The sequence below is a fragment of the Chryseobacterium sp. P1-3 genome (assembly GCF_000738495.1).
In the GTDB taxonomy this organism is placed as follows: Bacteria; Bacteroidota; Bacteroidia; order Flavobacteriales; family Weeksellaceae; genus Chryseobacterium; species Chryseobacterium gallinarum.
The window spans coordinates 1-18811 of sequence record NZ_JPEQ01000010.1 but is presented as its reverse complement, the minus strand read 5'-3'; the positions used below and the strand labels follow the sequence as shown (position 1 = coordinate 18811).

21 protein-coding genes and 1 pseudogene are annotated in these 18811 nt (G+C 38.7%); 13 read left to right on the top strand and 9 right to left on the bottom strand.

Annotated elements, in window-relative coordinates:
- The first annotated feature begins 72 nt into the window (after window positions 1–72).
- A complete protein-coding gene (locus HX13_RS14315) occupies window positions 73–507 on the top strand; it encodes an META domain-containing protein (protein ID WP_238555363.1) in 435 nt (144 codons plus the stop codon).
- Between the two features lie 93 nt (window positions 508–600).
- On the opposite strand, the gene HX13_RS14310 is transcribed toward HX13_RS14315, so the two are convergent.
- The 4 genes from HX13_RS14310 to HX13_RS14295 all read right to left on the bottom strand — a co-directional run bounded on the left by HX13_RS14310 (window position 601) and on the right by HX13_RS14295 (window position 4865).
- A complete protein-coding gene (locus tag HX13_RS14310) occupies window positions 601–1008 on the bottom strand; it encodes a hypothetical protein (RefSeq protein ID WP_050021674.1) in 408 nt (135 codons plus the stop codon).
- A 5-nt stretch (window positions 1009–1013) separates the two neighbouring features.
- Window positions 1014–3536 (bottom strand): beta strand repeat-containing protein, encoded by a 2523-nt coding sequence (locus HX13_RS14305; RefSeq protein ID WP_050021673.1) that lies wholly within the window; start codon window positions 3534–3536, stop codon window positions 1014–1016.
- 6 nt (window positions 3537–3542) lie between these two features.
- Entirely contained in the window at window positions 3543–4019 is a 477-nt protein-coding gene (locus HX13_RS14300; protein WP_050021672.1) for a T9SS type A sorting domain-containing protein, read from the bottom strand.
- A 138-nt stretch (window positions 4020–4157) separates the two neighbouring features.
- Window positions 4158–4865 (bottom strand): LytR/AlgR family response regulator transcription factor, encoded by a 708-nt coding sequence (locus HX13_RS14295; protein WP_050021671.1) that lies wholly within the window; start codon window positions 4863–4865, stop codon window positions 4158–4160.
- Window positions 4866–5060: 195 nt separating this feature from the next.
- On the opposite strand from HX13_RS14295, the gene hflX reads away from it, so the two are divergent.
- From hflX to HX13_RS14265, 6 genes are all read left to right on the top strand, one after another.
- Window positions 5061–6284, top strand: a complete 1224-nt coding sequence (gene hflX / locus HX13_RS14290) for a GTPase HflX (RefSeq protein WP_050021670.1) — start codon at window positions 5061–5063, stop codon at window positions 6282–6284.
- The gene (locus tag HX13_RS14285) at window positions 6284–6913 is read left to right on the top strand and encodes a DUF4919 domain-containing protein (RefSeq protein WP_050021669.1); all 630 of its coding nucleotides are present in this window, start codon (window positions 6284–6286) and stop codon (window positions 6911–6913) included. Before hflX ends, HX13_RS14285 begins: the two co-directional genes overlap by 1 nt.
- A gap of 22 nt (window positions 6914–6935) precedes the next feature.
- Window positions 6936–8219, top strand: a complete 1284-nt coding sequence (locus tag HX13_RS14280) for a cation:proton antiporter (protein WP_050021668.1) — start codon at window positions 6936–6938, stop codon at window positions 8217–8219.
- A gap of 2 nt (window positions 8220–8221) precedes the next feature.
- Window positions 8222–8938, top strand: coding sequence for a DNA alkylation repair protein (locus HX13_RS14275; RefSeq protein ID WP_050021667.1), 717 nt, complete (start codon window positions 8222–8224; stop codon window positions 8936–8938).
- Window positions 8938–9267, top strand: a complete 330-nt coding sequence (locus HX13_RS14270; RefSeq protein WP_050021666.1) for a DUF6122 family protein — start codon at window positions 8938–8940, stop codon at window positions 9265–9267. Before HX13_RS14275 ends, HX13_RS14270 begins: the two co-directional genes overlap by 1 nt.
- Before the next feature lie 66 nt (window positions 9268–9333).
- Complete coding sequence (locus HX13_RS14265) at window positions 9334–10404, top strand: calcium:proton antiporter (RefSeq protein ID WP_050021665.1); 1071 nt, start codon at window positions 9334–9336, stop codon at window positions 10402–10404.
- 90 nt (window positions 10405–10494) lie between these two features.
- Here HX13_RS14265 and HX13_RS14260 read toward each other — a convergent pair whose 3' ends face one another.
- Window positions 10495–10875 (bottom strand): group III truncated hemoglobin, encoded by a 381-nt coding sequence (locus tag HX13_RS14260; RefSeq protein ID WP_050021664.1) that lies wholly within the window; start codon window positions 10873–10875, stop codon window positions 10495–10497.
- 148 nt (window positions 10876–11023) lie between these two features.
- Between HX13_RS14260 and HX13_RS14255 the strand changes: the two genes are divergently transcribed.
- The 3 genes from HX13_RS14255 (at window position 11024) to HX13_RS24445 (ending at window position 12998) form a co-directional block, all read left to right on the top strand.
- Complete coding sequence (locus tag HX13_RS14255; RefSeq protein WP_050021663.1) at window positions 11024–11992, top strand: ion channel; 969 nt, start codon at window positions 11024–11026, stop codon at window positions 11990–11992.
- A 3-nt stretch (window positions 11993–11995) separates the two neighbouring features.
- Window positions 11996–12484: a YkgJ family cysteine cluster protein gene (locus HX13_RS14250; protein WP_050021662.1), complete on the top strand. Its 489-nt coding sequence runs from the start codon at window positions 11996–11998 to the stop codon at window positions 12482–12484.
- A gap of 199 nt (window positions 12485–12683) precedes the next feature.
- Window positions 12684–12998: a hypothetical protein gene (locus HX13_RS24445; protein WP_050021661.1), complete on the top strand. Its 315-nt coding sequence runs from the start codon at window positions 12684–12686 to the stop codon at window positions 12996–12998.
- 129 nt (window positions 12999–13127) lie between these two features.
- On the opposite strand, the pseudogene HX13_RS24440 reads toward HX13_RS24445, so the two are convergent.
- Window positions 13128–13331, bottom strand: a pseudogene (locus HX13_RS24440) (iron chaperone); the annotation flags it as partial.
- On the opposite strand from HX13_RS24440, the gene HX13_RS24435 reads away from it, so the two are divergent.
- A complete protein-coding gene (locus HX13_RS24435; protein ID WP_238555418.1) occupies window positions 13269–13433 on the top strand; it encodes a hypothetical protein in 165 nt (54 codons plus the stop codon). The pseudogene HX13_RS24440 and the gene HX13_RS24435 overlap by 63 nt on opposite strands.
- A gap of 97 nt (window positions 13434–13530) precedes the next feature.
- On the opposite strand, the gene gdhA is transcribed toward HX13_RS24435, so the two are convergent.
- The 3 genes from gdhA to HX13_RS14225 form a co-directional block, all read right to left on the bottom strand.
- Complete coding sequence (gdhA, locus tag HX13_RS14235; protein WP_050021659.1) at window positions 13531–14889, bottom strand: NADP-specific glutamate dehydrogenase; 1359 nt, start codon at window positions 14887–14889, stop codon at window positions 13531–13533.
- Between the two features lie 190 nt (window positions 14890–15079).
- A complete protein-coding gene (gene dprA / locus HX13_RS14230; RefSeq protein WP_050021658.1) occupies window positions 15080–16189 on the bottom strand; it encodes a DNA-processing protein DprA in 1110 nt (369 codons plus the stop codon).
- A gap of 33 nt (window positions 16190–16222) precedes the next feature.
- Entirely contained in the window at window positions 16223–16990 is a 768-nt protein-coding gene (locus tag HX13_RS14225; protein WP_050021657.1) for a rhomboid family intramembrane serine protease, read from the bottom strand.
- 244 nt (window positions 16991–17234) lie between these two features.
- On the opposite strand from HX13_RS14225, the gene HX13_RS14220 reads away from it, so the two are divergent.
- Together HX13_RS14220 and HX13_RS14215 are read left to right on the top strand one after the other, a co-directional pair.
- Window positions 17235–18164 carry a DUF3078 domain-containing protein gene (locus tag HX13_RS14220; protein WP_050021656.1) on the top strand — a complete coding sequence of 310 codons (930 nt, stop codon included), beginning with the start codon at window positions 17235–17237 and terminating at the stop codon, window positions 18162–18164.
- Window positions 18165–18544: 380 nt separating this feature from the next.
- A partial coding sequence (locus HX13_RS14215; RefSeq protein WP_157837445.1) for a LysM peptidoglycan-binding domain-containing protein occupies window positions 18545–18811 on the top strand: 267 nt, incomplete at its 3' end.

Sequence of the window (18811 nt, the reverse complement as noted above, 5' to 3'; positions counted from 1 at the left end):
TTTGTGTCGCTAATTTACTAATTTTTACGAGATTCTGTCCCGGATTGGTATGAAAATGGGTGGATAATCCGCATGAAAAAAATACTATTATTACTTTTGGCAGTTTTGCTTGCAGGTACAGTTTGGAATTGTTCAACAGTGCCTGAGAAAAACCCATCCCTTCAGAGGCAATGGATGCTTGTCTCTTTTGATGGTTTTTCCAGGGATCAGCTGATTGCTCATAAAGCAGAAGTGAACCTGACTGCTGAAATGAAAGGTAATACTATTCAGGGCAGTGCTTTTATGGGATGTAACCGGATGTCATTTGCTTCCGGATTTAAAAAAAACGGGCAGGTAAATATTTCAAATATTACAGGAACAATGAAGGCCTGCAGGGATATGGCGTTGGAAAGCGCTTTCCAGAAGAAGTTTACTACCATGACAAAATATACCATTGAGGGACATTTTTTAACCTTATCTGATGACCATGGCCATTCAATGAAGTTTGTAGCCGCTGATTGGGATTAAAATAATGGAGTCTATCATACCAGAAGTCCGCCATATAGAGCGGACTTCTTTTGTTTGAAAAATCTGGATTGGTTATCAGCTTTTTTGAGGGTATTAGTTTTTAGGAATTGTTTTTTTTATTTCCTCCAGGGTTGCTGTGTTGGGTAACCCCGTAACGTTGCTATTTGTGTTCCTAGAATTAACCGTGTTATGGTTTGCCTGTCTATTGGGAATTGTTTTTTTTATTTCTTCCAGGGTTGCTGTGTTGGGAAGCAGCTTCCCTGAGTTCGTGGATGCTTTAGAGCTTTGTGTCTGTTTTTTTACTTCCAGCCCATGGTCAGATGCCAATCCTGTTTGTGTTGTTTCTGTATTTTCTGAGGCTTTCTGCATCAATTTTGTCTGCAGCTCTTTTGCCTGTTTCACAGCCTGGGTCTGATCTTCCACAGGAAATGTCTGCTTGTTTTCCTGGGCATAAATCAGGGAACCTAAAAATAATAGCGGGATAATATATGCTGTTTTCATGAGGTTTATTTTATGTTGACTAATACTTGAATTTTTCCGGTCTCTTTTTGGTCATAATCCTGAAGTGCTTTTCCAATGACTTGCCCAATTCTTACTTTTCTAAGGTTAGCTTTCATGGCAATACCTGCTTTCGATGAAGTAACCAAAAGATCACCTCTTTTTATTCTACCGTTTTCAAGACATACCTTCGTTGGAATGACCCCTATCACGCCCATTGGTACTTTTCCTGAAAGATCAGCGTCAATATGTTCTTCGGTAAGAAGGACTCCCGGTTTGGTTGCATATACACCTGCAACAAGGTTGGAATAAGGCTTTGAAGACTTTTCTACCGTTCTGTCTGTGCTTGTGGAAATAACCAGGATATCCCCGGCTTCATATGCTGAGACAGGACCTTTCACATCAAAAGCCTCGGCAACGTCAGCACCACTGTTTTGTGTACCCCCGTTGAAGAATCCTTTTCCGGCAGAGTTAATTCTGGCAACATTTACCGTTCCGGGGTCTCCGGATTTAAATAAAGCAATTGAGCCATTACTATGGGTTTCTACAGTAAGGGGAGGGTTGGTATTGGCTGCATTGTAATTAACAAACCTTGCGGCACGGCCATTTCCAAAATTAGGAACCCATGCGTATAAAGCATTTCCTGAACCCTCTGCAGAGGTTTCAACACCATCGCCCGTATTGGATGCGTTGGCAGTGATGGCATTTCCATTCCCTTCTGCAATAGCAATCAGGGCAGGGCCGTTTCCTGCCGGGTTGCTGGCATAAAATAGTCCCCCATATCCTCCCGTTCCGGAAGAAAGACCATAAATACCGGCTGTTCCGAAATTGGCAAACTGGGAATTTACTTCCCCTTTTACGGCTGGAGAGGTTCCGGTTACTTTATCTACTTTAAAGTTTCCTGCAATACCATTTCCTACGGTGGTTACCGTTATGGCATCACTTGTATTGGATTCGTTAAAGATATTGAATCGTCCTGCGCGGCCGGTTGCAAAACTGGGAACCCAGGCGTATAATGCATTCCCGCCTCCATCAATATTGGCTTCTACAGCATTTCCGTTTTTGCTGGCATTGGCAGTAATGGCATTTCCGTTTCCATCGGTAATGACTACTAATGCGGGCCCGTTTCCGGCTACATTAGATGCATGGAAGAGACCGGCATAGCCTCCTGTTCCAGAAGAAATACCGAAAACTCCTGCCGCACCGAAGTTTCCAAATATTGTTTTTACTTCACCTCTTACTGCTGCAGCTACACTATTGGTGTTGTTGACAAGAAATGAGGCTGCATTTCCCTGAGTGTTGTCCGGAATATTTCCGTTTCCGTTAGTTTCTACTTCCAATGTATTGGCGGCTGTATTGATTTGATTAAAATTTTCAAATTTTCCTGCCCGTCCGGTACTGTTATTCAAACCTACCTGGCCATACACCCCGATACCCGTTCCCGATGTATTAGTGGCGACAAACCCTCTTACACCATATCCGCCTCCATCATTTCTTCCGACTACGGCTCCGGCAATATCACTGGTGGTTCTTCCCACTACAGCTTCACCGCCTCCATTGTTATCTCCTACAACACCGGCAGAAGACATGGCAGAAGTAATGCCATGATGCGCAAATCCTGATACTGTAGAGCTTCTTACCCCGGCTCCGTTTCCGGTAGTAGTAACGTTGACTACTGTCCCGTTTCCTACACTGGAGACATTGAGTGCATTATTGTTGTTGGCATTATTAAAAATTGAAATTGCAACCGGAATTCCGTTGTTACTGGTTGCGGTAAGACCGGTGCCTGTATTACTGTTGGCATAAACCCCAATTCCGTTGGCGCTTGCATTCCCGTATACCCCTAAGCCATTAGGAGTAACGCCATATACACCCCAGCCGCTTCCGTTCTGGCTTCCGTATACGCCTACGCCCAGGCCGCCGGTCCCGTTATTGATACCGCGTACCCCTGAAGAAAAACCACCGGGGGAAGCGTTTGTAACAATTCCCCGTACGGCTGCAATATTTGATGTGGTTGCTGTATTGCTGCCTTCTAGTGAAGTCCCGTCACCATCATTTGTTAATGAAAATAGGGTAGCAGCATTATTTACGGTATTGGTATAGGGAATTGCAAATGTTCCGCCACTACTTCCTGCCGATTTTGCATACATGGCATAAGGCACACTTAGCAGTTGGCTTGTCCCTGTTATGGTATAATTATTTCCTCCGGCAGGATCGGTTTCTGTCTTTAAATAATAGTTTCCTGAAGGCCAGTTGATGGTAGCAAATGTTCCCGAAAGTACTGTTCCGGATCCTATTTCCAGAGTGATAAGTCCATTGGCATTAGTATTCCCTGTAAGTCTTTCAGAATAGACCTCTGTACCTGCAGGAGAACCTTGTAATATTGTTGCTTTAACGGCAATGCTTTGGTTATTCAGCAATTGACCTGATCCGTTCCTGATAATTGCCTGATAGCTCATTTTTTCCGGAACCTGCGCGATTGCCATACAAAGTCCATACAGGATCCAGAACGTTAATAGTATTTTTTTCATGGTAATTTAGTTTTTGATAATTTTAAATGTTTTAATATTTTCTCCGTTCCGGTTAATCCTGATGATATACATGGCAGACGGAAGAGAAGAAAAATTAAGCTCGGATTTCGATTGGATGATCATATCTTTTCTGATCAGTTTACCCTGCGCATCGAATAACTGATACTCCGAACCTTTATAATTATTTGTAGTAAAATCCAGATACAGATAATCTTTGAAGGGATTCGGATAGAGCAGGATACCTTCCTGGTCCGATAACATTTCATGCGTAGAGAGTGCGGTGACTTCGTAAGCTTGTTGTAAGCCTTCCTGTACCTGGGGTCCGGTACCTTTATAGAGATAAGCAATTTGGCCTATACTGTAAGAAACCGAGCCACTGCCGTCTGATGCATTCATTCCGGTGGCCAGTACGGCTGACTGGGCCTGTAGTATTGCAGCGGAGAATATAAATACAGGGAAATAATAAATAGATGTCTTTTTCATAGGTAACAGTTTTATTTTGGAGGAAAATTCGGGAGAACTAAATTACCACCTATTAAAATCCATTATCAGAAAAATAGACTAACGACAGGAATAATCGACCAATGTCATTTTGTGAATTATTGTTAAATTCACACAACCTTAAAGCTCAAAGAAGGATAGATTGTTTTTATAAGCCCTGCCAATGGGGAGTTTTATATGATGTGCCAATTCTATTTCATGACAGCTCTTTCCACGGATAAGATGCCGGGGAACGGCATAACTACGGTGGATCCTTATAAAAGAATCAAAAAAGCTTTTATGGAGAAGATTTCCTAAAGAATCTAAAATACAATGGTTTTTCTCAAGGGTGATAATCCGGGTATAATCTTTTAAGGCTTCCAGATAAAGAATATCTGTTTTTTGGATTTGAAAGATACTTCCGCCTTCTTTTATTTTGATGCAATTTTCACCAAGCATGGCATCATAGCTCTCACACTTTTCTTTTAGTTTAAAAAAATCAAAAAGCCGCTGCATGGAATAATGAAACCGTTCCGGTGTTAATGGTTTAGTGATAAAATCCAAGGTATTGATTTCAAAAGCCCCGGCTGCCAATTCGGGATGCGAACTTACAAAAATGCATGCAGGGATTTTATGGGCCAGCTTTCTGAATTCCAGGCCGCTCATTCCTTTTAAGATGGTTTCAGTAAGTAAAAGATCAATGGGAAGCTCCAGGTAAGGAATAGCTTTTTCTGCCGAATCGAAAGAAGCGACTATTTCCAGGTTTTCATACTTTTTAAGATAATGTTGAAGAACCAGTCTGTCCAGTTCATCATCATCAATAATCATACATCTGATAGGAGTAATCATGATCGTCTGGCTATAAATTTTTTAATTTAAATATTTAAAAATCAGCAAATTATTATATAAAGTTATGGTTTTTTATCAATCAATAAATGTTTTAGCTTAAAATTATATTAAAAATTGTTATTAAGTAAAATTAGATTTTGTTTTTTTTATGAAAAAATATTATCTTGTAAAAATCATAAACATAGATAGAATTTAATGTTAGAAAAGAAAGAACATAATTATGAGAAAGCTGTTCTGGTAGGAGTTATTACCCAAAACCAGGATGAAGAAAAACTGGTGGAATATATGGATGAACTGGAATTTCTGGCTTTCACAGCAGGGGCAACCGTACAAAAACGCTTCACTCAAAAACTGACTCAGCCGGATTCCAAAACCTTTATCGGAAGCGGAAAGGCACTCGAGATAAAAGAATATGTAAAAGAAAACGAAATCGGAACCGTTATTTTCGATGATGAGCTTTCCCCCTCACAGCTTAAAAACCTGGAACGCGAAATGGAAGTTAAGATTCTGGACCGTACCAATCTTATTCTGGACATTTTCGCCCAGCGTGCCCAAACTTCTTATGCCAGAACTCAGGTTGAATTGGCACAATATCAATATCTTCTACCACGGTTGACAAGGATGTGGACCCACCTTGAGCGCCAGAAAGGAGGTATCGGAATGAGAGGTCCCGGGGAAACGGAAATAGAAACTGACCGTCGTATTATCCGTGACAGGATTACTTTATTGAAAGATAAGCTGAAGACGATCGACAAGCAAATGGCAACCCAGCGGAACAATCGCGGAAAAGTTGTTCGTGCGGCTCTGGTAGGGTACACCAATGTGGGTAAATCTACCCTGATGAACTCCTTGTCAAAATCAGAAGTTTTTGCAGAAAACAAGCTGTTTGCCACTTTGGATACCACCGTAAGAAAGGTTGTGATTGGAAATTTACCGTTTTTATTGACGGATACGGTAGGATTTATCAGGAAATTACCAACGCAATTGGTAGAATCCTTTAAATCTACCCTGGATGAGGTTCGAGAGGCAGATCTTTTGATCCACGTTGTAGATATTTCCCATGAGAGCTTTGAAGACCATATCGCCTCTGTAAACCAGATTCTAATGGAAATCAATGCCCATCAGAAGCCTATGATCATGGTTTTCAACAAAATTGATGACTTCAGTTATGAGAAAAAGGATGAAGATGATCTTACTCCCGGTACAAAGAAAAATATTTCTCTTGAAGAATGGAAAAAAACATGGATGGCCAAATCGAAATACCCGACTGTTTTCATTTCTGCTCTAACGAAAGAAAACTTCCCGGAAATGAAAAAACTCATTTATGATGAAGTCATGAAAATCCATATTTCAAGATTTCCGTATAATGATTTCCTTTTCGAATATTTCGATAATGACGAAGAAGAAAATACCAATTAATGAAATATTATTTTTCTCTCTTATTTCTCTTGTTTTCGGTTTTTGGATTCAGTCAAAAAACCAGAATTGATCTGAAAACGATTGAAAAAAATCTTAAAAATCCTGATTCACCGTATAATTACGATAAACTTATCTTTAAGTATAAAGGATATCCGAAGTCTTTGGACAGCATAGAGACGCAGCACTTGTACTATGGAAGGAATTTTAGAAATGATAAAGTATCAACTTCGGATGAAAGTTTTAAAGTCCTGGTAGAAGCTTTTAAACAGGAGAATTTTGAGAATTGTATCAGGCAGGGAAAAATCTTGTATGATAAAGATCCCACCAACCTGGATATTCTGCTGATCCTTCTAAGGGCATATGATTCTATAAAGGACGGAACCAATTTCATGCATCATCTTAACCAGTTTCGTTCATTAGCAGACGGAATAAAGGGTTCTGGTGACGGAAAATCTGAAAAAACCGCTTATGTTGTCAATACAATGGGAGATGAATATATCCTGCTGAACATCCTCAATATAGGGAAAGACTATACCAGAGGCTCAAAAACAGCCAGAGACGGGATGTTCGATATTTGGGACAAAAACGGAAATAAAACGTATATCAAGATACTTTATTTAGATCAGTAAATTAATTTAAAAAAAACACTTAGTGGAATTATATTATTCATTTTCAGCATTAATCGTACTTGCATCCATATTTGCCTATCTTAATTACAGGTTTTTAAAACTTCCAAGCACGATAGGAATTATGGTTATCGCCATTGTGGTTTCTATTTTCCTGGTATTGTTTGGAGAAACAGTGCTGCCAAGAACTTTTGGGCATCTCCATAATCTGATGAGCAGTATTGATTTTACGGAGGTTCTGATGGGAGCTATGCTTAATTTTCTTCTTTTCGCAGGAGGTATTCACATTAATATTAACGATTTAAAGGAGCAATTCCGGCCGGTAGTGATTTTTTCCACTGCGGGGGTCGTGATTTCCACCTTTGTGGTGGGGTTCGGAATGTTTTATCTGCTACCATATGTAGGAATTAAACTGCCTTTTATCTATTGCCTTGTTTTTGGCGCCCTGATTTCACCTACAGATCCTGTAGCGGTGTTGAGTGTTCTGAAACAGGCAAAAGTTTCCAAGTCGCTGGAAACAAAAGTGGCCGGGGAATCTCTTTTCAATGACGGTATGGCTGTGGTGGTCTTTACCGTAGTCTTACAGCTTGCTGTAGGAAAAGAAGTGGATCTGGGAGTTGAAAATATAGGACTTCTTTTGCTGCATGAAGCAGGCGGGGGACTTTTGTTGGGAGTATTGTTAGGCTGGGTTACTTCAAGACTGATGCGTGAGGTGGATGACTACATTATCTCTGTACTGGTGACGCTTTCCGTAGTGATGGGAGGTTATCTTATTGCAAGGCAAATGCATATTTCAGGTCCGCTGACGATGGTGGCGGCAGGATTATTTATGGGGAACTTTAACAGAAACTTCAAAATGAAGTCCGTTACCCAGGACTACCTGATCAAATTCTGGGAATTGATTGATGAAATCCTGAATGCGGTATTATTCCTGTTTATCGGTTTTGAGCTTTTAATGATCAAAGATCTGAAACATTTTATGATTCCTGGTTTAGTGGCTATTATTGTGGTTCTGTTGGCAAGATTTATTTCCATTTGGGGGCCTACAAAGTTTACCTCTTTGAGGAAGAGTTTTAGCCCTCAAACAGTAAAAGTGCTGGTTTGGGGAGGAATTCGTGGCGGAGTTTCCATTGCCCTGGCGATGTCTATTCCTAAAAGTGAATACAGTGAGATTATTTTAAGTATCACCTATTGTGTAGTGGTATTCTCTATTATTGTTCAGGGACTTACAATAGCTAAAGTGGCAAACCCTAATCAGATTATCACTGAAGAGGAGCAGGTGGCAGGCTCTCCGGAAAATAAGGACTGATCATGAGTGTATTAAAGGAAATACAAGAAGCACTGGCTGTTTTATCCATTCCTGAAAAAGCGGAATTTTTTCCACGGTTTTTCAAGACAGGAACAGGGGAATATGGTGAAGGTGATTTGTTTTTAGGAGTGACGGTTCCGGATCAAAGATCTGTAGCTAAAGAATATTATTCAAAAACAGATTTAAGAGAACTCAGTAAGCTTCTTTCTTCAAAGTATCATGAACACAGGCTTACTGCTGTTTTTATATTGGTATTGAAATTTGAAAAAACTAAAGATCCGGTTGCTAAAGAGGAAGTGATTGCATTTTATTTAGACCACCTTTCTTTTATCAACAATTGGGATCTGGTAGATTCGGGTTGCTATAAAATCCTGGGCAGATATGCCTTTGAAAACAGGAAAGAATATCTTCTGAAAGACCTTTCGGAATCACAGGATATGTGGCATAAAAGAATAGCAGTGGTAGGTACAATGTATTATGTAAAAAAAGGATTTTTCGACCTGACGAAAGAATTGGTGACCAGAAACCTGAAACATCCCCATGATTTAATGCATAAAGCAAATGGATGGCTTTTGAGAGAAATAGGAAATAAAAATGAAGCAGAATTAATTACCTATCTGAACCAATATTACAAGGAAATGCCCAGAACAAGCCTGAGATATGCCATTGAAAAACTGGATGAAAGCATGCGACAAGATTATTTAAAAGGAAGAATATAATGGACTGTCTGTTGTGGAAAACGTGCTTTCATTACTTCCTGCATTTTATTTTTCCGGTGTTTATCGCGTTGCTTTTTTATCGTAAAAACTGGATAAAAGCTTACTTTATTCTGCTGGCGACCATGGCAGTAGATTTAGATCATCTTTTTGCCAATCCTGTTTTTGATCCGTCAAGAAATAGTATAGGTTTTCACATTTTACATTCTTACTATGCCATTGCGGTGTATTTTTTGATGCTTTTTTTTAAGGGAAATATCAGAATTGTGGGCATCGGGCTTTTATTTCACATGTTGACCGATTTTCAGGACTTTACTTTCTGGTGCCATTAAAATATTATTAATATTTTCTTTTGATATTTCAAATTTTATAGATTTTTTGTATTTTGTAGACACTTTATGAGATTAAAAGAACTTTTACATTATACTTATATTTTTCCTGTTCTTGCGGTAGGGTATTACTTTTCCGGATTGATGGGAAGCGGGGTTATTTATGACATTCTTGCAGGTATTTTATTAATCGGAAGTGTACTGTCTGCCGTACATCATGCCGAAATGGTAGCACATAAAGTAGGGGAGCCGTTCGGAACAATCATTCTTGCGCTCTGTATCACTATTATCGAAGTGGCACTTATCATCTCACTGATGGTAGCCGGCGGAGATCAGGCGATCACGCTGGCCAGAGATACGGTTTTTGCTGCTGTGATGCTTATTCTTAATGGGATTCTGGGAATCTGTATATTGGTAGGCGGCGTTAAATATCATGAACAATTCTTTGCAAGAACTTCAGCGACCACCTATCTGGTGAGTACTGTTTCAATTCTTATTCTTACCCTTGTTCTCCCGAATTTTACTTCAAGTGTTAACGGACCTTTCTATAATCAGGCGCAGCTTATTTTTGTTTCCATTGCCTGTCTTGTTATTTATGGTGTTTTCCTGATGGTACAAACCGTGAGGCACAGAAGCTATTTTATCGTTCCTGATGAGCATCCGGAAGAGCATTATGTTCCATCTCTTACCAAAACGATTATCAGTTTTATTTTCCTGGTTATCTGCTTAGCCATTGTTGTTTTAATGGCAAAAGGATTATCGGACACTATTGAAAGCATGGTGCAGAGCCTGGGAGCACCTAAATCCCTGGTTGGGGTAATCATTGCAGCTGTAGTCCTTCTTCCCGAAGGTGTGGCGGCTATACGTGCAGCAAGGGCCAATCAGATACAATCCAGCCTGAACCTTGCCTTAGGATCAGCATTGGCGAGTATCGGACTTACCATTCCTGCGGTTTCTGTAGTGTGTATTATCTACGATATTCCGTTGGTTCTGGGTTTGGATAAGAAAGATATTATTCTGCTTTCCCTCTCGGTATTTATTGTAATGCTTTCCTTAAGCCGGGGAAAAACCAATATCTTGTATGGTACGGTTCTTTTGGTCAATCTGGCGGCTTATATTTTTACTGTAATCGTCCCTTAGGACAAAGTAAAAGAGAGATTGTAAAAAGGATAATCAATCAGTTTGCTTATCGGGACAGAATCCTACATATATTAATCTTATAATCATGGCTTATAATCTTCTTGCCAGTTCCATTTTAAATGCCATTAACCTGGCGATGTTTTCAGATTTATAAATGGCCATATCTGCATTTTCACCTACAAAATTTTCTTCTATGGTTGTGCGCCACAGTTCCAGCCAGCGGTCAAAATGTTTTTGTTCCATAGCCTGGACTTCATTGATAGGAAAATGAACTCCCATCGGATTACCCTTGTAGGTCATCTGACCAAAAAGAACAGACTCCCAGAAAGAATACATTTTTGGAAGATGTTTATCCCAGTCTACCTTGGCAATATCATTAAAAAAAAATCCTATGGTCTCATCCTTAACGACTTTTGTATAAAATGAATTGACAAGATGTTCTATGTCTTCTCTTGATTCCAGCTTTTTCATACTTCAAATGTACAGCAAAATAAGATGAATGATGTAATGAATCAATTGATAAATTTCATGACAACAATATTTTATCTTTGCATACAAATGGTAAAGCATCAATAAGACCATCTGCTTTTTAAGCCATTCAAAAAAATAAGCTATCAACATGACAAGAGGATTCAGAAAGAAAATCCGCCAGAAAAATACTGAAAACAGTGGTTTTGGAAGCAATGCTTCAGGTAGATTCATTAACAGGGACGGTCTTCCGAATGTCCAGAGAAGAGGCGTGAATGTTTTTAATAGATTAAGCTGGTATCATACAATGCTTAATCTGTCCTCGTTTCGCTTTATTTCCTATCTGGTGATCGCTTATATCCTTATCAATCTTGTATTTGCAATGATCTACTACCTGATTGGAGTACAACACCTTACGGGAATTGATAAAAGCGATCCGCTCAATGAATTTATTGATGTTTTTTTCTTCAGTTCACAAACCTTTACTACAGTAGGCTATGGAAGAATTGCTCCTGTAGGTTTTGTGGCAAGTTTAGTGGCTACTTTTGAAGCTTTTTTAGGATTGCTTACCTTTGCCATTGCAACCGGGCTTTTTTACGGGAGGTTTTCAAGACCGCGGGCTTACTTAAGGTTTTCAGATATTGCATTGATTGCTCCTTTTCAGGATGCTGCAGCTTTAATGTTCAGATTAGCTCCCTATAAAAATAATGCACTTACAGATGCTGATGTTATTGTATCTGTAGCGATTGAGGTTATTGAAAATGATGTTCCGAAAAGTAATTTTTATAGATTGGAAACCCAGTTGAGCAAAATAAATACATTAGCGCTCAACTGGACTGTGGTTCATAAAATTGATGAAAACTCCCCGTTTTACGGATTCTCAGAAGATGATTTTAAAAATACCGATATTGAAATTATAGTACAGGTTCGTGCCTTTGACGAGGTTTTCTCTAATACAGTGGTTCAAAGGTCTTCTTATGTCTCAGGAGAAATAGTATACGGAGCCAGATTCGTCCCTATGTATTATCCCAATAAAGAAAATCTGGCTACCATTCTGGACCTGGATAAAATTAATGAGTATCAAAAAGAAGAACTCCCTGTTTCACTGGGAAATAAATGATAAATGGATTTAGATTTTTATAAAAAACAGGCTTTACAGAAGCAGAAGGACCATAAAAAATTTCTGGACGGATTAAAGAAAAAACCGCCTAAAGACCTGGATTATATTGTCCGGGAAACGCATGAGGAAGTTTTTGAAGAAATAGACTGCCTGCAATGTGCCAATTGCTGTAAGACAACAGGGCCGCTTTATACAGAAAAAGATATCGAGCGTATTGCGAGACATCTCAGAATGAAGCCTGCAGATTTTGAAGCCAAATTTTTAAGGGTGGATGAAGATAACGACAAAGTATTGCAGAATCTACCTTGTTTCTTCCTGCAAAGTGATAATACCTGCTCGATTTACGAAGTGAGGCCCAAAGCATGTCGCGAATACCCTCATACAGACCGTAAGAAGATTTATCAGATTAATAATCTGATGCTCAAAAATACGGTGATATGTCCCGCAGCATTTGAATTTGTAGAAAGAATGATGAAAAATGCTACAAAATAAGCGGTCAGATATTCTATAATGCTTACAGATAGATCGTTGATTGATGTATAAAATTATGCATTTAACTTATCCTTTTCTTTTCAGAAGAGTTTCGTAAAATCCTCTTAAATAATTATAAAATCCGTTAAATAAGATAGTTACGGATAATTTTTTAAATGGCCCTTCGTTTTATCTAAACAATCATTTAAAATATTACATTATGAAAAAGTTATTTTTTGCGGCAGCGTTTACATTCGTTGGTGTAATTGCAGTATCAGCCCAAACCACACCACAAAAACCGGCAGAAACCCCAGCCACTACTAATCAAACGACAACTCCTCAGACACAACAGCCTAATTCGCAACCCGGTACAACCAATACACCGGATACGAATAGTACAAAACAGAACACAACCATGACTCCGGCTACAGAAGCATCTCCGGGTACAATGGCCCCTGCAGAGACTACCAAACCCGCAGAGACTACTAAAGATAAAGAAGAGAAGAAAGATAAAAAGAAGAAAGCAAAACAGTAGAATAGTAAACTCTAATCCTGGAATCCTGTATTTCAGGATTTTTTTTTGTTCAATTTCCTGTATTTTGACGTCTATAATTTTTTTGACCAGATCAAATGGAATATTCAGATCAATTGGAAATTGTACAGCTCCTTTAGAATATGTATATTTTCTATCTTTAAAATCTTTTTCAAACTTCTTTATACCTTCTGCTCCGGGATAGAATCCGATATGTTGTTTATAGGCTGCAAAATATACCAGTGGCTTTCCTTTATATTTAAAAGCAGGCATTTGATACCCGATGTATTCTTCAAGACCGGAAACCTGAGCATGAATGAATTCTCTGAGGCCCATGAGCTTTTCCTGAACTTCTATAGGGAACAGGAGGATGTATTCATCAATATTTCTGAAGGTGTTTTTCATAGTCATAAAAATAAAAAAAAGCACTGCATATAGCAGCGCTTTCTCCTTTCACTTTTTACTTTTTTCCCATTATCCCGGGAACAGGCTATATTAAAAAAGGTCGGGAGTTTTTCCCAACCTTTGTTTTTTATTACACAACTCCCTGAGCCAACATTGCTTCTGCTACTTTTACGAAGCCTGCGATATTTGCTCCTTTTACATAGTTTACATAACCGTCTTCGTCTTTTCCGTAGTCTCTACAAGCTTTGTGGATACCGATCATGATTTCCTTTAATCTTGCATCAACTTCTTCAGAAGTCCAGTTAAGTCGGATAGAGTTCTGAGTCATTTCTAATCCTGATGTAGCAACACCTCCGGCGTTAGAAGCTTTACCAGGAGAGAATAATACCTTACTGTCCAGGAAATAGTTGATTGCATCCAGTGTAGAAGGCATATTAGCTGCTTCAGTTACACAAACACATCCGTTTTCAACTAATTTTCTGGCATCATCTAAATCTAATTCGTTCTGGGTAGCAGAAGGGAACGCTACGTCACACTTCACTTCCCAAGGACGTTTTCCGGCGTGGAATTCAGCTGATGGATATTTCTTAGCATAATCTTCAGCCCTGTTGTTTCCTGAAGATCTAAGTTCTAATAAATAATCGATTTTTTCTCCGCTGATACCGTCTTTGTCATAGATATATCCGTCAGGACCAGAGATGGTCACTACTTTAGCCCCAAGTTCAGTTGCTTTTTTGATAACTCCCCATGCTACGTTTCCGAAACCTGATACCGTTACCGTTTTTCCTTTGAAATCTTGTCCGATCGTTTTAAGCATTTGCTCAGCGAAGTATACTACACCGTATCCTGTAGCTTCAGGACGGATCAATGAACCTCCGTAAGCAAGTCCTTTTCCTGTAAGGACTCCAGTAAATTCGTTTCTGATTTTCTTATATTGCCCGAATAAATATCCGATTTCTCTTGCTCCTACACCAATGTCTCCTGCAGGTACGTCTGTTTCAGGACCAATATGCTTGCACAATTCAGTCATGAATGCCTGGCAGAAACGCATCACTTCCATATCAGATTTTCCTTGTGGATCAAAGTCTGAACCTCCTTTACCACCACCCATTGGCAATGTTGTTAAAGAGTTTTTGAATACCTGCTCAAAGGCTAAGAATTTAAGAACGGACAGGTTTACGGTAGGATGGAAGCGGATCCCTCCTTTGTATGGTCCAATAGCAGAGTTCATCTGAATTCTGAAACCTCTGTTAACCTGAATTTCTCCTTTGTCATCAACCCATGGAACTCTGAAAATAATAATTCTTTCAGCTTCAGCCATTCTTTCAAGCAGCTTCATTCCGTTATATTCTTTCTTGGTAGCAATGAATGGAATTACAGTTACGGCAACTTCTTTTACAGCCTGTAAGAATTCCGGTTCGTTAGGATTTTTTGCTTCAATTTTTGCAATAAACTCTTGGATTTTCTGGTCAATATTATATTGTTCCATATATTAAGGTTGAATATTATTGTCAACAAATTTAATTTTTTTTTCAAGATTCACAACACTATAATTTAACATTGTTAAAAATTAAATAATAATGTTTCATAATATTATTAAATTGATAATTTATGTTTAAATTTTGTTAAAAATTAAATGTTATGTATGAAATAATGCAATATTAAGAAACTGTTAATTCTCAAATTGCCATAAATTGTCTCCCGGAAAATGATTTTACTTTCCCTAAAAGCTCCAATTCTAAAATTATCGGTAAAATTTTGTACGAAGAAACAGCTGCTTCCTGTGAAAGATCATCTAAAGTGATTTGGGGATTTTCTTTTATAATTTTATATATTATGTGCTGATTTTCAGTTAGCTGCGCTGAAGTCTCATAATAGGGGAACAGTTCCCCGGTTTTCTCTTTAGGATGATTGAAACCAAGCATATTGACAAGGTCTTTAATCGTAGAAATAGCAATCGCTTTGTTATGGAAAATCAGTTGATTGCATCCCTGGCTATAAGGGTCGGTAATTTTTCCGGGAAGGGCAAAAACGTCACGATTGTAATCGTTGGCAAAGGCAGCTGTACTTACGGAGCCTCCCCCGAACCCGGTTTCCACTACAATTGTTGAAGGGGAAATTCCCGCAACAATTCTGTTTCTCTGGATAAAGTTTTCCCGGTCGGGTTTCCGGGAAGAATTGAATTCTGTAATAAGGCAGCCTCCCTCCTGAAGGATCCGTTCAGACAATTTCCTGTTTTTGGCAGGATATAAAAACTGAAAACCGTGGGCGAGAACTGCTATTGTGGGTTTCCGGTATTGTATGGATTTTTCATGGACCTCTTTATCAATACCTAAAGCGAGACCGCTTACTGATATAAACCGGGAAGATTGAGCGGCCTCAAAAAAATCTTCAATGAATTGCCTGCCATAGGCGGTCATATTCCGGGTTCCTACAATACTTATTTTGGGTGTTGAATTTTCATAATTTCCTTTTTGATAAAGTATGGCAGGGGCATCTGCACATTCATTAAGAAGAGCCGGAAGTTCATTAAGGTGTCGTATCGTAATCCGGATATTATTTTTTTCACAATACTTCAGCTCTTTTTCGGCAAAGGTCAGATGTTCCTTATTTCCAATATCTGCCACTGTCTTTTGGCCTAACCCTTCTATTTTCCTGTATTCTTTCTTTGCTCTTTTCCATGCTTCCTGGGCACTTCCAAAGGCCCGGACAAGTTTATAAAAGTTAATATCACCAATTTGACTGCATTCGCGGAGGGCGATGGCATAAAAGTATTCTTCGGAAATCATGTGTGCTTTTTTTCAAATGTAGTGAAATAAGTTTTATTTCTTCCTTAATTCTTCCAGATGATCCCAGATATCATCTCTTTTTTTGTAAGGCAGCTCCATGAAATCTTCAGGATGGTTGTCTTTATATTCCTGCCACAATTTATCATCTTTTTCACTGTAGTAATTTGGAAATTCCCAGATGAATTTTTTCTTTTTTTCACCAACATTTTTGAAAGCAAAAGCTATGATGCTTCCCACTACGGCTCCTGAAAGATGGGCCTGCCAGGAAATTTTACTGGGTTCCTCCATATTATAGAATAATTCTTCAGGAAGCATTCCCCAAACCAAACTTCCATAATATAAAACAACAAGCATAGAGATGGTAAGAAGCTTTGTGTTCCATTTAAATACTCCGCTGAAAAACAGGAAAAAAGCAAGAACATAGACCACACCACTGGCTCCAATAGTACAGGTATACATATATTCTCCTGTAAGAATATCTATAGGAGGGAGGAGCCATACCAAAAAGCCGGTGGCCAGCCAGCCGATTATAAAAACTTTATTGGCAACCAAAGGATAGAATTGATATAATAGAAACATTAAAGCAGCAATAGGGATAGAGTTTCCTATAATATGATCAATATTTCCGTGGAGAAGAGGAGAAGTAATTACTCCTATCAGCCCTTCAGGTAATAAGGGGATAATGGCTCCAAAGCAATTTGCAAAAAAGCCCTGCATTTGTAAAAAGTATCCGAACCACATTGCAGATAGCATCAGCAAAGGATGTAGAATCGCTCTTTTGGAAATTACATTTTTAAACATGGGGAATGTACGTCAAATCAAAAGCCAAGGATAAATTTCGGAAAATTTGTCGATGAAATCACTCTATCAGTCTGGTTTTAAGACAAAAGGTATTAAATTTATTTTTCATTCCATCTATTTTGGCATTGATTTTAATGAAGATTAAGGTTTAAAGGTGAAAGGTAACGGAAAAACAGATCCTTAATAAACAAGTTTACCTTTAAAAAAATTATTAATTATTTTTGTATTGAAATTATTTAGAGTAATGAAGAAGTTTTTATGGATTCTTTCCTTCTTTGCAGGGATTTATGTCAGCGCACAAGAAGAATTGAAAAAAGATTCAATAGTGGCAGATACGGTGAAGTATTGGTCGGTACTGGGAAAAAACACCTTAATGATTAATCAGGCGGCCTTTTCCAATTGGGTCGGCGGGGGAGCCAACAATGTTGGCTGGCTTGCCGGAATCAATTACAATCTGACCTATGAAAAAGACAAAGACCTTTGGGAAAACATTATTATTTTAGGATACGGACAAAATGATACGAAAGGATTGGGAGTCAGGAAAACCCAGGATCTCATAAATGTTTCAACAAATTACGGGCGGAAATTTTCCAAAAGCTGGTATTTCTCTTTAGGAGCCGGTTTACAATCCCAGTTCGCTCCGGGATATGAAGACGGAAATAATCCTGCAGCAAAAAAAATCTCAAATTTTATGGCTCCCGGTTATCTGAACGTCGGTATGGGTATTACTTACAGGCCCAACGATGATTTAACCGTGACTTTACGTCCTACCAACGCCAGGTGGACTTTTGTATTAGATAAAGACCTTCAGATGGCAGGAAATTATGGTTTGAAAAGCGATGGTGATTCATCTTTGTTGCAATTCGGTTTTTTGGGTACAGCCATTTATAAACTGAAAATTATGGAGGATATTAACCTGACCAACACGGCTTCTGTCTTTTCCAATTATCTGGACCGTCCGGACAGGCTGGTTCTTGCCTATGGAGCAATTCTCAATTTAAAAGTCAACAAATATATTTCATCAAATATAACGCTTGACTTATTATATGACCATAATCAAATTGAGAAAACTCAGCTAAAACAGACACTTGGAGTTGGTTTTGCCTATACCCTGGATAATGGGGTAAAACGCTCCGACCGTAAAGACAGCCAATGGTGGATAAATAAAAAATAAGTTTAAAGATAAAACAGGAAAGAGAACTGTCTCCTATGTTTGTACTACAAGCATAGGAGATTTTTTTTTTACTTTCCACGAATTTATTCACCCTGACAGGATTTTTTATATATTAGTATTCAAATACAAATGATATGAAAAAAAATACGAACAGAGTAACTGATACTATTCTTATGGGTATTCACACCCTGGATCAATCCCAAGGTTGCTATTACTATACAGTTTGACAAGTAAATGATTCCATTTTATACGGGTTTTCGGCCCCATCAATTACACGGGTAAAACCGGAAGAATAAAAAAAGCTGAAGCCATTGTCTGTATAGAAGCAGAGGATAAATTTTATTACCTGCAAACAATCACCATAGAAACAAAATAAGAATATGTCAGCACCCATCCCATATACGGTTCAGAGCGGAGAAACGCTGCAGGATATCGCCAGGAAACTGGGTATCAAAGACTGGACGAAACTCAAAGATTATCATAATGCCAATTCCGGAACGAAGGTTGGCAATACTCCCTATACAGGGTTTTCCCTGATGACCCCTCCGCCTGACGAGGTTTACGCCCTTAATGGTGAAACACCACCTCCTGATCCCGAAGAAGAACAAAAAACAGCAGAGCAGAAACAGGAAGAGGAAAAAAAGAAA